Annotated in this window: 11 protein-coding genes; 5 read left to right on the forward strand and 6 right to left on the reverse strand. The window is 69.3% G+C overall.

The annotated features are described in order from the left end of the window. The first annotated feature begins 91 nt into the window (after window positions 1–91). Genes K8638_RS33895 through K8638_RS45010 form a run of 4 tightly spaced genes read left to right on the forward strand, consistent with a single transcriptional unit; the run spans window position 92 to window position 7,590 of the window. Window positions 92–1,177, forward strand: a complete 1,086-nt coding sequence (locus K8638_RS33895) for an AAA family ATPase (protein ID WP_223758833.1) — start codon at window positions 92–94, stop codon at window positions 1,175–1,177. Next, window positions 1,177–3,498: a DUF5682 family protein gene (locus K8638_RS33900; protein ID WP_223758834.1), complete on the forward strand. Its 2,322-nt coding sequence runs from the start codon at window positions 1,177–1,179 to the stop codon at window positions 3,496–3,498. Before K8638_RS33895 ends, K8638_RS33900 begins: the two co-directional genes overlap by 1 nt. Then, entirely contained in the window at window positions 3,495–4,706 is a 1,212-nt protein-coding gene (locus K8638_RS33905) for a VWA domain-containing protein (RefSeq protein ID WP_223758835.1), read from the forward strand. Before K8638_RS33900 ends, K8638_RS33905 begins: the two co-directional genes overlap by 4 nt. Further along, window positions 4,699–7,590 (forward strand): HEAT repeat domain-containing protein, encoded by a 2,892-nt coding sequence (locus K8638_RS45010; protein WP_305071209.1) that lies wholly within the window; start codon window positions 4,699–4,701, stop codon window positions 7,588–7,590. Before K8638_RS33905 ends, K8638_RS45010 begins: the two co-directional genes overlap by 8 nt. A 4-nt stretch (window positions 7,591–7,594) precedes the next feature. Here the strand turns inward: K8638_RS45010 and K8638_RS33920 are convergent, their stop codons facing one another. The 3 genes from K8638_RS33920 to K8638_RS33930 form a co-directional block, all read right to left on the reverse strand. Next, window positions 7,595–7,879, reverse strand: a complete 285-nt coding sequence (locus K8638_RS33920) for a DUF427 domain-containing protein (RefSeq protein ID WP_223758836.1) — start codon at window positions 7,877–7,879, stop codon at window positions 7,595–7,597. A 163-nt stretch (window positions 7,880–8,042) separates the two neighbouring features. After that, on the reverse strand, window positions 8,043–8,870 hold the full coding sequence (locus tag K8638_RS33925) for an alpha/beta fold hydrolase (RefSeq protein ID WP_223758837.1): 828 nt from the start codon (window positions 8,868–8,870) through the stop codon (window positions 8,043–8,045). Window positions 8,871–8,976: 106 nt separating this feature from the next. Further along, window positions 8,977–10,215, reverse strand: a complete 1,239-nt coding sequence (locus K8638_RS33930; protein ID WP_223758838.1) for an AAA family ATPase — start codon at window positions 10,213–10,215, stop codon at window positions 8,977–8,979. Window positions 10,216–10,512: 297 nt separating this feature from the next. Between K8638_RS33930 and K8638_RS33935 the strand changes: the two genes are divergently transcribed. After that, window positions 10,513–12,285, forward strand: coding sequence for a M4 family metallopeptidase (locus K8638_RS33935; RefSeq protein ID WP_223758839.1), 1,773 nt, complete (start codon window positions 10,513–10,515; stop codon window positions 12,283–12,285). Between the two features lie 239 nt (window positions 12,286–12,524). Here the strand turns inward: K8638_RS33935 and K8638_RS33940 are convergent, their stop codons facing one another. The 3 genes from K8638_RS33940 to K8638_RS33950 all read right to left on the reverse strand — a co-directional run. Next, complete coding sequence (locus tag K8638_RS33940; RefSeq protein WP_223758840.1) at window positions 12,525–12,899, reverse strand: hypothetical protein; 375 nt, start codon at window positions 12,897–12,899, stop codon at window positions 12,525–12,527. Continuing rightward, window positions 12,896–13,666: a hypothetical protein gene (locus tag K8638_RS33945; RefSeq protein WP_223758841.1), complete on the reverse strand. Its 771-nt coding sequence runs from the start codon at window positions 13,664–13,666 to the stop codon at window positions 12,896–12,898. Before K8638_RS33945 ends, K8638_RS33940 begins: the two co-directional genes overlap by 4 nt. Continuing rightward, the coding region (locus K8638_RS33950) for an RHS repeat-associated core domain-containing protein (protein ID WP_223758842.1) at window positions 13,663–14,267 on the reverse strand (605 nt) is incomplete at its 5' end. The genes K8638_RS33950 and K8638_RS33945, both read right to left, overlap by 4 nt.

Consider the following 14,267-nt stretch of genomic DNA (forward strand, 5'->3'; position numbering starts at 1 on the left):
GCGAAGTCACCTCCCAGGTCGGTTCAGGGAGCACTCGCGGAGCCGCCAGCCTGTTTGCCGGGTGTCAGACCTGCCGGATAGCTTGCTCCGCATGCCGGACATCCGCCTGCCCGCCGAAGCGAAGTACAAGACCGAGCTCGAAGCCCTCGCCGCCCACGACGACAAGCCCCGCCCACCAGGTTGGGCGCTCTCGCCACGCGCGGTGGAGACCTACATCCTGGGCAGCCCCAAGCCCGTGGGGGGCGTGCCGATTACGCCCAAGTACATCGGAGACAAGAGCCTCATCCAGGTGTGCATCGCCACGCTGGCCTCGGACCGCGCGCTGATGCTGGTCGGTGAGCCCGGCACCGCGAAGAGCTGGCTCTCCGAGCACCTCTCCGCCGCCATCAGCGGCACCTCGGCCCTCATCGTCCAGGGCACCGCGGGCACCAGCGAGGACCACCTCAAGTACTCGTGGAACTACGCGCTGCTGCTCGCCCAGGGGCCATCCGCGGCGGCCCTGGTCCCCTCTCCCGTGCTGCGAGCCATGAAGCAGGGCAAGTTCGCCCGCTTCGAGGAGGTGACGCGCACGTCGCCCGAGATTCAGGACTCACTCATCTCCATCCTCTCGGAGAAGCAGGTCTCCATCCCTGAGCTAGGCGAGGTGGTCAGCGCGCAGCGGGGCTTCAACCTCATCGCCACCGCCAACACGCGCGACCGTGGCGTCAACGAGATGAGCGCCGCGCTCAAGCGCCGCTTCAACTTCGTCACCGTACCGGTGGTGGAGGACCTGGAGCAGGAGATTCAAATCGTCACCAGGCGCGAGGCGGAGCTGCGCAATGACTATCAGGTCGGCGTGCCGCCGCCGGAGGACCTGTCGCGGCTGTTGCTGACGCTCTTCCAGGAGCTGCGCAAGGGCGTGACGAAGGACGGCAAGACGAAGGTGCGCACGCCGGGCGCGGTGCTGTCCACGGCGGAGGCCATCAGCGTCCTGTTCAACAGCTCCATCCTCGCGGAGCAGTTCGGCGGCGGGAAGGTGACGCCGCACGAGCTGGCCGCGTCGCTGGTGGGCGCGGTGGTGAAAGAGCAGGAGGACGACGTGAAGGCCCTGCGCGAGTACATGGAGACGGTGGCCAAGGGCCGCACGGGCCCGTGGAAGGAGCTGTACACCGCGAGCAAGAAGCTGCTGAGGGGCTGATGGACCTCGCCCTGCTCTCCCGGGTGCACCTGTTCCCGGTGCGCCACCACTCGCCGCGCACCACGTCGGTGCTGGGCCAATGGTTGACACGTGTCCGGCCGGAAGTCGTCCTCATCGAAGGCCCGTGTGACGCGTCCGGAATGGTGGACGTGCTGTGTGACGAGGCCACGAAGCCACCCGTGGCCATCCTCGGCTACCGGACGGACGGCACGCCGCGCTCGGCGCTGTGGCCCTTCGCGGAGTACTCGCCGGAGTACGCGGCGCTGCGCTGGGCGAAGGCGAACAAGGCCCGCGCGGAGTTCATCGACATCCCCGTCGGCGTCAGCCTCGAGGTGGACCGCGAGGAGGAGGGCGCCGAGCCCGGAGTCGAGGAGGAGGAAACGGAGTCCGCCGCCACCTCCGCCCCGGAAGTCTGGGAGGAGCCCATCTCGGAGCGCTTCGCGCGCGAGCGGGGCTACCGCTCCTTCGAGGAATTGTGGGAGGCCCTCTTCGAGGCACCGGACTGGACGCCGGAGGGCTTCCGCCCGGTGCTGCTGGCGTGGGCGGACGTGCTGAACGCGGGGCCCCGGCGCGAGTACCACCGCTGGCGTGACGCCTTCATGGCGCGCAAGGTGCTGGAGGTGGTGGCGTCGGGCGTGCCGCCGGAGAAGGTGGCGGTGGTCGCGGGCGCTGCGCATGTGGCGGCCTTCATCGCGAAGGACGTGGACGCGGCGATGGAGGCGAAGCTGCCGAAGGGCGTGCCCTGCGCGGTGACGGTGATTCCGTACAGCTTCCCCCGGCTGGCGGAGCAGCTCGGGTATGGCGCTGGCAACCGGGCGCCGCACTTCTACCAGAAGGCGCACGAGGCGAAGTGCGACTTCCGGCGCGCGACGCTGGAGGTGCTCATCGACTTCGCGGGGCACCTGCGCATGCGAGGCTTCACCGCGTCGCTGTCGGACGTGCTGGAGGCGTACCGGCTGGCGCTGACGCTGGCGGACCTGCGCGAGAAGAGCGCGCCCGGCCTGGACGAACTGCGCGAGGCCACGGTGGCCACGCTGTGCCGCGGGGACGCCACGCATGTGGACGGCTTCCTGTGGAAGAGCGTCGTCGGCCACCAGGTGGGCCGGGTGGCCAGCCGCATCGGGCAGAACTCCCTACAGGCCGAGTTCTGGCGCGAGGTGGACGCGCGCCGACTGCCGCGCACGGACAGCCCGGAGACGTTCTCCCTGCGGCTGAACAACGACGTGGAGGTGGGCTCCTCCGTCTTCCTGCACCGGCTGCGCGTGGCGGGCATTCCGTACGCGTCGCTGCAAGGCGCTGGGCAGCAGCGAGGAGCGCCGCCGGTGGAGTCCGGGGGTTACGCCGCGCTCACCCGGGTGCGCGAGTCCTGGCAGGCGCAGTGGACGCCTTCCACGGACGTGGCGCTGGTGGAGAAGATTGTCCTCGGAGACACGCTGGAGGCGGTGACGACACGCGTCCTCCAGGAGCGCCTGTCCGAGGCGAAGGCCACGGCCGGCGCGGCGGAGGTGCTGCTGGAGTCGGTGATTACCGGATGCCCGCAGACGGTGGCCTCCGCGCTGCGAGTCTGTGACGCGCACGCGGCCACGGACTCGGACCTGCCCTCGCTGGCGTCGGCCGCGCGGGCCCTGTCCGGGCTGGTGGCGTACGGCACGTCGCGGGCGCACGCGGACGTGGGCGACGAAGCGGTGGCCGTGCTGTGTGAGAAGACCTTCAACCGCGCGCTGCTGCGGGTCCGCGACGCCAGCTCCTGCGCACCGGACGCGGTGGGCGCGGTGCTGGAGGCGCTGCGCACGCTGCACGAGGTGGCGCTGGCACAGCCCCGGGCGGACAAGGCTGGATGGCTGGCCGAGGCGCGCGCGCTGATGGAGAGCCACGCGGTGCACCCGGCCACGTCGGGACTGGCCACGGGACTGCTGTACCTCGCGCAAGAGCTGCCCGAGTCGGACGTGGCGCTGGAGGTGGGGCGCCGGCTGTCGCTGGCGGTGGAGCCGGAGGCGGGCGCGGCGTACCTGGAAGGCTTCCTGCAGGTGAACGCGCTGGTGCTGGTGAAGAGCCGCGAGGTGGTGAAGGCGCTGGACGACTTCCTCTCCAGCGTGGACGCCGAGCGCTTCCGTCAGACCCTCCCGGTATTGAGGAGGGCACTGGCCGCGCTGGGTTCCACGGAGCGCCGCTACCTGATGGAGAACGTGGTGGCGGTGCGCCAGCTCGGGACGCAGGCGCGGGCGGTGAAGGGCGTGCTGGAAGAGAAGGACAAGGAGAAGCTCAAGGACATGAGCGCGGAGCTGGGCAAGGCGCTCGATGACCTGGACGACCTGCTATGAGCGTGGACCCCAAGGAGCTATCGGAGAAGGACCGGGATGCGCTCCTGCGCTGGCGGCTGGCGCTGGGCCCCGCGGCGGAGAAGACGGGCGCGTGTCCCTCGCTGCGCTCGCTGGGCGGTGGCGCCGGCGCGGTGGGCGTGGACGAGGGCGACCTGGAGGAACTGGATGACGCGCTCTCCTTCGTCTACGGCGAGAAGAGCGCGGGCTCGGCGGGCTCCCGGCCATACATCCCCAAGTGGCTGGGCGCGCTGCGAGGCTTCTTCCGCGACGACGTGATTGCGCTCGTCCAGAAGGACGCGATTGAGAAGAAGGGGCTGACGCAGCTCCTCTTCGAGCCGGAGACGCTGCCCTTCCTGGACAAGAACGTGGAGCTGGTGACGACGCTGGTCAGCGCGCGCGGGCTCATCCCGGACCAGGCGAAGGACATCGCCCGGCAGATTGTCCGCGAGGTGGTGGACGACCTCCGCAAGAAGCTGGAGTCATCCATCCGCACGGCGGTGTTCGGCGCGCTGAAGCGGGACAGGACGAGCCCGCTGCCGATTGCACGCAACATCGACTGGAAGCGCACGATTCGGCAGAACCTGAAGGGCTGGGACGCGGAGCGCAAGCGGCTGATTCCGGAGCGCTTCTACTTCTGGCCCAACCAGCGGCGGCACCACGAGTGGGACGTGACGCTGGTGGTGGACCAGTCCGGCTCCATGGCGGAGAGCGTGGTGTACAGCTCCGTCATGGCGGCCATCTTCGCGTCGCTGGACGTGCTGCGTACGAGCCTCGTCCTGTTCGACACGGAAGTCGTGGACATGACGCCCATGCTGGCGGACCCGGTGGAGGTGCTCTTCACCGCGCAGCTCGGGGGCGGCACGGACATCAACCGCGCGGTGGCGTACGCGCAGGCCCACCACGTCCAGCGGCCGGAGAAGACGCTCTTCATCCTGATTACCGACCTGTACGAGGGCGGCAACGCCGAGGAGCTGGTGGCGCGGCTGCGGCAGCTCGTGGACTCGAAGGCGAAGGTGCTGTGCCTGCTGGCGCTGTCGGATGGAGGGAAGCCCACGTACGACCACGCCATGGCGGAGCATCTCACCGCACTGGGGATTCCGTGCTTCGGGTGCACGCCGCGCAAGCTGGTGGACGTGGTGGAGCGGGTGATGCGCAACCAGGACCTGGCGCCCCTGCTGGCGTCGGACAAGGAGACGCGCCATGGCTGAGGTGCGGAAGCTGTCGGGGGGACTCGGGGCGCTGACGGAAATCATCAGCGACCGCTCGGAGCTGGCGAAGGGCGCGCAGATTTTCGACGGCAAGCAGCTCACCAACCTGTCGCGGTACGAGAACCGGCTCTTCGCGGACGCGTCGGGCTCGGGGGCCTCGCCGTACAAGGTGTCGCTGGTGTTCGGCGACGGGCGCGAGGTGAAGGGCCGGTGCTCGTGCATGGCGGCGCGCTCGCGTCCCTTCTGCAAGCACGCGGCGGCGCTGCTGGTGGCCTGGGCCCGGGCACCGGAGGCCTTCGTCACCACGGACGTGGCGCCCTCGGGTGGCGCGGATGGAGCCAGGAAGAAGAGCGTCAAGAAGGGCAAGGCGGAGACCGCCAGCATGATGAAGACCGGCGTGGCGCAGGTGTCCACGCTGGTGCGCGAGCTGGGCCTGTCGGGCGTGGTGTCGCTGGGCGCGGACCGGCCGGAGCAGGTGCGGCAGCTCGGCGAGGCGCTGCGGGCCAACGGCCTGCGCCGGCTGGCGGCGCGCACGGTGGAGGTGGCGGGGCTGCTGGACCTCGCGGTGGCGCGCACGGGCACCTTCGATGCGCCGGTGTACACGGACCTGGTGGCGGACATGCTGCTCACCGTGCGCAAGGTGGAGAAGCACCTGGGCGGCGAGGCGCTGGAGGACCGCTACGTCGAGGAGCTGATTGGCAAGACGTGGACGAAGAAGGACCGGGCGCCGGTGGAGGGGCTGACGCTGGTGGAGTACGCCTTCACCACGCGCGCCACGCCGGACAACTACATCGTCCGGGAGAGCCGCTTCGTGGACCTGGCGTCCGGGAAGCACTACGCGGAGAAGCAGATTCTTCCCGCGTTCCTCAAAAGCGTGGAGCCCAAGAAGAGCCACGCGGGCATGGTGCTGGAGGGCGCGAAGGGCGGCCAGTACCCGGGCTTCGCTCCACACCGGCTGGATTTGGACGCGGAGGCCCGCAAGCTGCCGCTGGACGGGGCGGCGCTGCGGAGGTTGGTGGAGGTGGCGCTGCCGGACGTGGGCGCCGCGCTGGCGGCCTTCCAGGAGCACCGCAAGGACGTCTTCGCGCCGGACCTGCTGCCGGTGACGCTGCGGGTGGAGACGCTGCTGGCGAGCGGGCAGCGCTCGCAGCTCGTGGACTCCGGGGACCGCGGGCTGTTCCTGCCGGCGGACGCGGCGCTGGAGGAGCCGCTGGCGGCGGCGCTGGAGGGCGCGAAGCTGAAGGTCGTACTGGGCGACGTGGGGCTGGAGGCGGCGCTGCCCACGCTGTTCCCCCTGGCGGTGGTGGTGGAGACGCCGGAGGGGCTGGAGCTGCGTGGCCTGGGGAAGTTGGAGGGCGAGGCCCTCGCGCCGCGCCGGCGGGGAGGCTCGCGGCCGGTGGCGCCGGTGGCGGTGCCCCGGAGCGGGTGGGCGGACGCGGCGCGTGCGGCGGGAGCGTCACGCGCGGCCATTGCCCTGGCCGAGGTACGGGACGAGCTGGCGGAGAAGTTCGCCAACGGCCTGCCCGCCGTGTCCACGCGGGCGATGGAGCCGCTGGTGGCACGACTGAAGGAGCTGGGACTGGAGAAGCCCGCGGCGCTGCTGGAGTCGCTGGCGGGGCGGGCCGACGCGGCGGAGAAGCTGGACGACTTCATCAAGGTGTACCAGGTGCTGGGCATCGCGCTGGTGCGGCTGGCGGGCGCGGTGCAGGTGGACGGTGACGCCCTGCAGCCGGTGCCCACACACCCGAGCATCCACGTCCGCAAGCCCGAGGTGCCGCTGGCCCCGGGCGAGGCACTGCTGAAGCGGGCGCGCGGCGAGCTGACGCGGTACGAGGCGGCGGCGCACGCGGCGCACTACTACGCGGGCATGAATCCGGACGCGCTGCTGGGAGAGCTGTACCCGGCCTGGAGCGACGGCGCGGCGAGCACCTTCGTGGCGCGCGCGGTGGCGGAGGGCTCGAGGGAGAAGGCCCTGGCGGTGGCGAAGCAGGCGCTGGCCGAGCACCACAGCCGCATGGTGCGCCGCACCGCGATTCGGGTGCTGGGAATGCTGGGCGGCGCGGAGGCGCGGCAGTTGCTGGACGCGCTGACGCGCAAGGGGCACGACGCGGGCCTGCGCCTGTACGCGCGCGAGGTGCTGGAGGACGTGCGGGCGCGGGAGTCGGGTCCAGAGGCGGCGGTGGCGCTGCTGAAGACGCGCCGGGAGCGCATCCACCCGCACGCGCAGCGGGCGCTGACGGAGCCGACGAAGGAGGCACGCCGGGACGCGGTGGACCAACTGGAGGGCCTGGGCCTGACGGTGGCGTGGCCGGTGCTGCGGCAGGTGCTGTACGGGGACCCGTCGCGCGAGGTGCGCAACCGCGCGGCCATGGCACTGGCCTGGCTGGGGGACTCGGAGGTGCTGGAGCGCTTCGTCGGGAGCGTGGAGGCGCGAGGCGGGGACGACGAGGAGGCGAAGACGGCGACGTACGCGCTGGGGGTGCTGGGCGACGTGCGCGGGGCGGAGACGCTGCTGGCGGCCTTCGTGGACGGCTGGAAACCGGGCGTCGTCTCCGAGTCGCTGCGCACCTTCGGACTGGCCATGCTGCACCCGGCGGTGCGGCTGGCGGAGGTCCGGCCGGAAGCGGTGGAGCGCCAGGCGCTGCGCAACCTGTTCGAGAAGTTCCCCGCGGACGCGCTGACGGAGGTGCTGCTGGCGCGGGTGGAGGCGTCGCGCGAGCACCCGGAGTTCATCGACCGCTGCGGCATCTACCTCAAGCTCGCGGCGGAGAACGCCCACGGCGCCGGGAAGCAGGTGGCCACGGCGCTGATGGCGATTCCCGCCGTGGCCGCGGACAAGACGGTGTCCCGCGCGGCGAAGCGGGTGCTCGGGGCGAAGGCGTAGGGACTCAGCCCTCCACCTGCACCCCGTGCCAGAAGGCGACATGGCCCGCGATGTTGGAGGCGGCGGACTTCGGCTCCGGGTAGTACCAGGCCGCGTCCTTGTTCACCTGCCCGTTGACGACGACGTCGTAGTAGCTCGCCGTCCCCTTCCAGGGGCAGACGGTGTGCGTGTTGCTGGGGCGGAAGTACTCGCGGCGGACGGAGTCGGGCGGGAAGTACCAGTTGCCCTCCACCTTCTCGCAGCGCGCGCTCTCGGCAATCACCACTCCGTTCCACTTCGCGACAGGCATGAGCGTCCTCCTCCCGGGGTTCCTCGGAGCGGCATAACGGCCGGATGACGAGGGCGCACGCGGCGAAGTACGTCCGGCCGCCGGCTGTCAGGTGCCCCACGTTCCGCGCGGGCGAGCCCTCCTCGGTGCGCCCCCGCGCGTCGTGAGCACGATGGAGCCCGGCTCACCCCGTCTGGGACGTGGCCTGCCGGGCCTGGGCGTCCAGGAAGGTGCCCAGGGCGGCGTTGACGAGGGACGGCTCCTCCACGGTGACGGAGTGCCCGCCGCGCGGCAGCCGCACCAGGCGCGAGCCGGGGATGAGCTGGTGCAGCCGCTCGGCCTTGACCGGCACGGTGGCCACGTCCTCCTCGCCCACGATGATGAGCGTGGGCACGCGGATGTTGGGCAGCTCGTGGGAGATGCCCTGGCGCTTGATGACGCCGTTGACGGCGCGCCAGATGTCCCGGCGGTTCTCCATCAGGCGCGTGCGCCACAGGGCGCGCTCCTCAGCGCGGTTCGGGTCGGTCATGAAGCCGCGGCCGAACATGATGCGCATCACCGGGTCCGCCACCGGGCGCACCCCCGCCAGCCGGGCGATGAGGTTGAGCAGCGTGTAGCGCGGCACGTTGGCCAGGGGCTCGGGGTCGCCGGACGTCTCCATCAGCACCAGCGAGCGCAGCAGGTCCGGCCGCCGCACCGCCAGCCGCATGCCGATGAAGCCGCCCATGGACAGGCCCACGAAGTGACACGGCCCCGCGCCCAGCTTCTCGATGAGCGCCACCGCGTCCAGGTACAGCGTCTCCATGTCGATGACGCTCTCCGGCGGCACCGCGCTGCGGCCCTGGCCCCGGTGGTCATACGCGATGCAGCGGTAGCGTCCACGCAGCGCGTCCACCTGCGGGTCATACAGGCGCGTGCTCCACAGCAACCCATGGCTGAACACGATGGGCTGCCTGGAGCCCCCCGTGTCCTCGTAGTACAGCTCGGTTCCATTCACGGACAGCATCGGCATCGGCGGTTCCCTCCCCACACCGAAGGATAGGCCACGCGGTGACGCGATGTGCCACCCCGGAGTGGCGCGGTCCGTCGACCGGGTGACGTCCCCGGCCCGCCAGCGCCTACCAGTGCCCCTGGGCCTGGAGCAGCTCACCCACACGCTGGGGGGCGGCGCGGTACGCGGTGAAGAAGGCCTCCGCGGCCTGGGGTGACAGGTCCTCCCAGACGAGGAGGCCGGAGTCACCCTCGCGGCGGCAGAGGACGAAGGTGGACCGCACCTGCTCGGCCGAGTCGAAGGCGAGGCTGTCCAGGAGGAGCGGGCTCTGGCTGGTGAGGAAGGACTGCCGGGGCCCGAGCTGCTCGATGCAGGCCCGGAGCTGGCGGGGGTGGAGCGCGTGGGCCAGCTCGTCCGCGATGACCACGGCGCGCGCATGGGCGAGGTAGTGCAGGAAGGCCACGAGGCGCTTCTGGCCGTAGCCCAGGTGCCGGGCGGAGATGCGCTGCCCGCCGGGGCCGATGAAGGCCAGCTCCAGCCCGCCGAGCGACAGCGTCTCGTACTTGCCCTGGGGCTGCGTCTCGAGCGGGAAGAGGAGCGCCTCGGCGGAGGAGAAGCCGAGGAGCTGGGCGGCGTCCCGGAGGAAGGGGACGCTCTCCGCGGGGAGCACGTACTGGGGGGAGCCCCACTGCGCGGCGGCCACCTTGCGCAGCCCGTCGAGGAGGTCCTCCGAGGCCACGCCGATGCCGGTGGCGAGCACGCCCTCGGCGCGGCGTGAGAGGCGCAACTCCACCTGGCAGAGCTGCTCGAAGTAGCCGAGCCCCTCGTCGAAGCGGCCCAGCCCGGCCTGGGCCGAGACTTCGCGGGCCATGGCGAGGAGGGGCTCGACGGCGGCGGTGCCCTCGCCCGTCTTCTCCACCCAGGCGATGCCGCCGGACATGAGCACGAGCCACAGCCGCCCGCCCACCTCGGGGGCGATGCGCTCGTGCACCACGTCCGAGGCGTCGTCCTGGCGGGAGATGGTGACCTGCTGTCCCTCGCGGCGGATGGACAGCGGCCACGCCATGTCCCGAGGAGCCACGGCGATGTCCATCGCCAGCCCGGAGGACTCGGAGCCCGTGGGCACGTTGCGCACGCGCACGGTGATGCGGCCGGTGTCCGCGGCCAGCTCGTATTCCAGGTCGAAGGCTTCCCGCGTCAGCGCGGTGAAGTCGGAGCTGGCCACGGCGGCGACGAGGTCCAGCAGCGTCGTCTTCCCGGTGCCGTTCTCCCCGAGCAGCACGTTGAAGGACGGGCTGAACGACAGCCGCGTCCCGGGCCGCACGGAGCGGAACTGGTGCACCTGGAGCCACTGGAGCTTGAGCATCGCAGGCAGGCTCCTCTCGCCGCGCGCCAGCGTCAACCCACTCCGGGAGCCCGGGCCGCGCACCCGGAGTCCCCGACCCGGTACGTCGGCGCCGTGCGGACGGGCGCGCGAAGCCCTGTGTGCCCCCCCCCTTAAAACGAGCAAACCGAGCAAATCAAACGACTGACCCGCAAACCGCCCAGAATGACTGGGCTTTCTACACTTGCAACACAGTTGAACTTATGCGCCTTGACTGAAATTTTCGTTTGGTGCGAAATCTAGCAGTCGGCCACTCGGCCGATCAGGAGGAAGCCCCCCATGCGCATCAGCCGTTTTGTTTCCATCCTCCCCTTGCTCCTCGGAAGCGCCTGCGGTGTCGAGTCCACGGACACCGACCCGCAGACCCCGCAGGACGTGCAGAGCAGTGAAATCCAGGGGTTGCGTCAGCTCCAGGCGCAGCGTCCCGACTTCCTTGTAGGTGCAGGTGACCTGTCGTCGAAGCACATGCTGGCCGAGCCGGGGGGCCGGTCGCATGAGCGCATGTCGCAGAAGGTGGGTGGCATTCCCGTCTTCGGCGCCCAGGCCATCATCCACCGGAACGAGGATGGCACCATCGCGTCCATCACCGACCGCCTCGCCCGTGACCTGAAGGTCGACACCCGTCCGGGAATCCGGTCGGAGCAGGCCCTCCAGGCCGCCGTCGCCCGGATGGCCGCCGGGAGCATGCTGACGGGCGCGCCGAAGGTGGAGCTGCAAATCCTCCCGGACAGCATCGGCAAGGGCGCCCGGCTGACCTGGCGGGTACAGCTCGAGGCCGTCACCGCCGAGGGCGAGCCCGCGATGCCGAACACGTTCATCGACGCGCACACGGGCGAGGCGGTGCTCCAGTTCGACAACATCAAGACGCAGCGCAACCGGAAGACCTACACCGCCAACACCCGGACGAACCTGCCCGGCACGCTGGTGCTGTCGGAGGGCCAGGGCCCGTCGAGCGACGCGGTGCTGAACCAGGCGCACGACAACGCGGGCTTCACGTACGACTTCTACTTCAGCCAGTACGGCCGTGACAGCTACGACGGGGCGGGCACCAACCTCATCTCGACCGTCCACTACAGCAAGAACTACGTGAATGCGTTCTGGAACGGGACGCAGATGGTCTACGGCGACGGCGACGGCTCGCAGTCCGGCCCGCTGACGGTGCTGGACGTGGTGGGCCACGAGCTGACCCACGCCGTCACCGACACGTCCTCGGAGCTCATCTACTCGGGTGAGTCCGGCGCCCTCAACGAGGCGATGTCCGACGTCTTCGGCGCCTCCATCGAGGCGTACCGGGATGGCGCGGTCTCCGGCAACACCTGGAAGATTGGCGAGGAGTGCTGGACGCCGGCCACTCCGGGCGATGCGCTCCGCTACATGAACGACCCGGCCATCGCGGGTGACTACGACTACTACCCGACGCGCTACACGGGCACGTCGGACAACGGTGGCGTGCACTGGAACTCGGGTATCGCCAACCTGGCCTTCCACCTGATGGTGTCCGGTGGCACGCACCCGCGCGGCAAGACGACCAACGTGGTGCCGGCGCTCGACGCGAACACCTACACCTCCATCATGAAGGGCGCGGCCATCTTCTACCGGGCCAACACGGTGTACCTGACGCCGGGCAGCACCTTCGCGGACGCGCGCGGCGCCACCGCGAAGGCCGCCGCGGACCTGTACGGCTCGGCCGCCGTCACCTCGGTGAATGAGGCGTGGACCGCGGTGGGCGTCGCGGCTCCGCCGACCTGGACTGTCATCTCCACGGTGAACAACCTCTCCGGCGCGCGCGGCAGCAACACGAACTACAGCTACGTCACGCCTGCCGGCGCGACGGCAATGAAGTTCCAGCTCGCCGGCGGCACGGGTGACGCGGACCTGTACGTGAAGTTCGGCAGCGCGCCCACCACCGCCAGCTACGACTGCCGCTCCGCGGGCGCCGACAGCAACGAGAGCTGCACCATCACCGGGGCGAAGCAGGGCACGTACTACGTCCTGATTCGCGGCTACACGGCCTACTCCGGCGTCACCTGGACGGTGAGCTCCGGCCAGTAGTTACCGGGTTGCACTGATTCACCCAAAGCCGGCGCGGCTGCCTCTGTGGCGGCCGCGCCGGTTGTCTTTGGGGCCAGGGCCCGAAGGACGGAAGCTGCCTCATCTTGCCGGTACGCTCTGACCGAAAGCACGTCCGGCCTCCTTGCCCGCCCCGGCCAATGAAGCATTGCCCACCCTCCCTCTTATGCTGCTTCCTCCCCTGCCTGCTCCCCGCATCCAGCTCGAGTCCCGGTGAACGGTTACGATACCTCAAACCGCCTCGCGTAGACGCGGACCTCGCTGGCCGTCGAGTTGGTGGTGAACTCGAAGCACCGGAGATCCTCAAGTTCAATCCCGAGAGCCCTCCAGCGGTGCCTCATGTCAGCCAACTTCGGCGTGTCGGCAAGGCAGCGCGCAGTTCGGATCGACTCTGGAGCAACCACCCCGAAGTTCATCTGAGAATCGAGGGCGTAGCAGTCCATGAACCGTACCTTCTGCTTCCGACCATCAGGCCACTCAACAAGCAGAACGACTTCATCGCGCTCACCAGGGGTCCGCCGATCGATGTTCAAGCTCAACAGCAAGGCGTCGTGCCACTCCAATGCCCCGAATGCCTCGTCGATCGTCTCTGTCATGGCTTAAACCCGGGGTCCTTGTCGCCTGGCGCCGGGCTGTAATGCGTACCCTTGCCATCAAGGTGGTAGTGACTCGTGTTCGGCCCCTTCTGACCTGGTGGAGTGGGTGGGTCGATCCGCAGCCGCTCCTTAAACTTACCATTCACAATCTCGCCGTAGCTTCCTGACCGATGCGGGTTCTCTATGTATCCGCCAGGGATCTTGTGCTTCGGCCCCTTCGGCAGCGCTACACCATCCGGAGTGACACGGAACTCATCGTTGTCGGCACCAGCACCCTTCGTTGCTGAGGTCCCCGAAGAACCTCCACTGTTTCCAGACATCATCAGGATGTCAAGAGCCTTCGCCCCCTTTTCTACAGCTTCCACCGCCATGACACCGCCGAGCACTGCCTCGGCCAATCCAGCAACCCCCAAGGAAACTCCCAGGACACCTGCTCCTCCCCTGGTGACGACAGTTCCCCCAACTCCCGCTTGCATGGCGTTCATGCCATTACTGACGTGTCCCACTGCTTGCAAGAATTCGAACAGACTCCCGCCAGCCAGGCCCACACCAAACCCCAGGCGCGCATCATCAGACATGTTGTCTGGGAGCGGCAGGAGAGCCGCGAAGGGCAACGCACCGTAGGTTGCTCCAAACCCGAGGCCCGCAAACATTTCCGTCGCCCGGTACTGCATCAGCGCCAACTGGCACCTAATCAGATATGCACTCGCCCCCCAAGGCCATCTCTTGCCAACGACCGTGGTCTCATTCGCGGCGGCAAGAATCAAGGAGAGCAGAATTCCTCTCGCACTGCTCCCTCCCCCCCGCCCCCCGATACAATGGCCTCCCGCGCAGGCTCACGGACAATAACAAATGAAACATCATACATTTCAGACAAAAACTCAAAGAGCCCCCCACCAAGACTGATGTCAGGCGAGCGAAGGCTCGCGGGTGTGCCGCCAGCGAAATCCCGCGACACATAGCCCCCGTACCAACTGTCGTAGTACGTCACCCGGTCCATGGCGACGAAGCCCGAGGGGTCCGTGTATCGCAGCGGGTTGTTGAAGACATAACTGTAGCGGTTGAACGACTGGCCGAACAGCGGCGCCTGAACGAATGGGTCCGGACTGAGGAAGCGACCCAACTGTGGGTCATACATCCGCCCGCGCATGTTGATGAGCCGCAGCTCGTCGTCATGCTCGTGTCCAGTGTAACCATGTCGCACGGCACCTGAGGCCACAGGCTGTGGCACCGTCAGGTCATCGGGTCGGCGGCGCTGCCCGAAGGGCTCGTACTTCGACCGGCCCTCAATTGTTGACGCGCACGTCTGCTGATGGGCGAATAAACCGGCTGGTTGATGGGCATCCGTCAGGAGCAAGCGAGCCGTCA

This window comes from Myxococcus sp. RHSTA-1-4 (assembly GCF_020037125.1).
Classification (GTDB): Bacteria; Myxococcota; Myxococcia; order Myxococcales; family Myxococcaceae; genus Myxococcus.

Coding starts and splice junctions, on each gene's coding strand:
- K8638_RS33895 (WP_223758833.1), top strand. CDS start 92: ATGCCGGACATCCGCCTGCCCGCCGAAGCGAAGTACAAGACCGAGCTC.
- K8638_RS33900 (WP_223758834.1), top strand. CDS start 1,177: ATGGACCTCGCCCTGCTCTCCCGGGTGCACCTGTTCCCGGTGCGCCAC.
- K8638_RS33905 (WP_223758835.1), top strand. CDS start 3,495: ATGAGCGTGGACCCCAAGGAGCTATCGGAGAAGGACCGGGATGCGCTC.
- K8638_RS45010 (WP_305071209.1), top strand. CDS start 4,699: ATGGCTGAGGTGCGGAAGCTGTCGGGGGGACTCGGGGCGCTGACGGAA.
- K8638_RS33920 (WP_223758836.1), bottom strand. CDS start 7,879: ATGCCTGTCGCGAAGTGGAACGGAGTGGTGATTGCCGAGAGCGCGCGC.
- K8638_RS33925 (WP_223758837.1), bottom strand. CDS start 8,870: ATGCCGATGCTGTCCGTGAATGGAACCGAGCTGTACTACGAGGACACG.
- K8638_RS33930 (WP_223758838.1), bottom strand. CDS start 10,215: ATGCTCAAGCTCCAGTGGCTCCAGGTGCACCAGTTCCGCTCCGTGCGG.
- K8638_RS33935 (WP_223758839.1), top strand. CDS start 10,513: ATGCGCATCAGCCGTTTTGTTTCCATCCTCCCCTTGCTCCTCGGAAGC.
- K8638_RS33940 (WP_223758840.1), bottom strand. CDS start 12,899: ATGACAGAGACGATCGACGAGGCATTCGGGGCATTGGAGTGGCACGAC.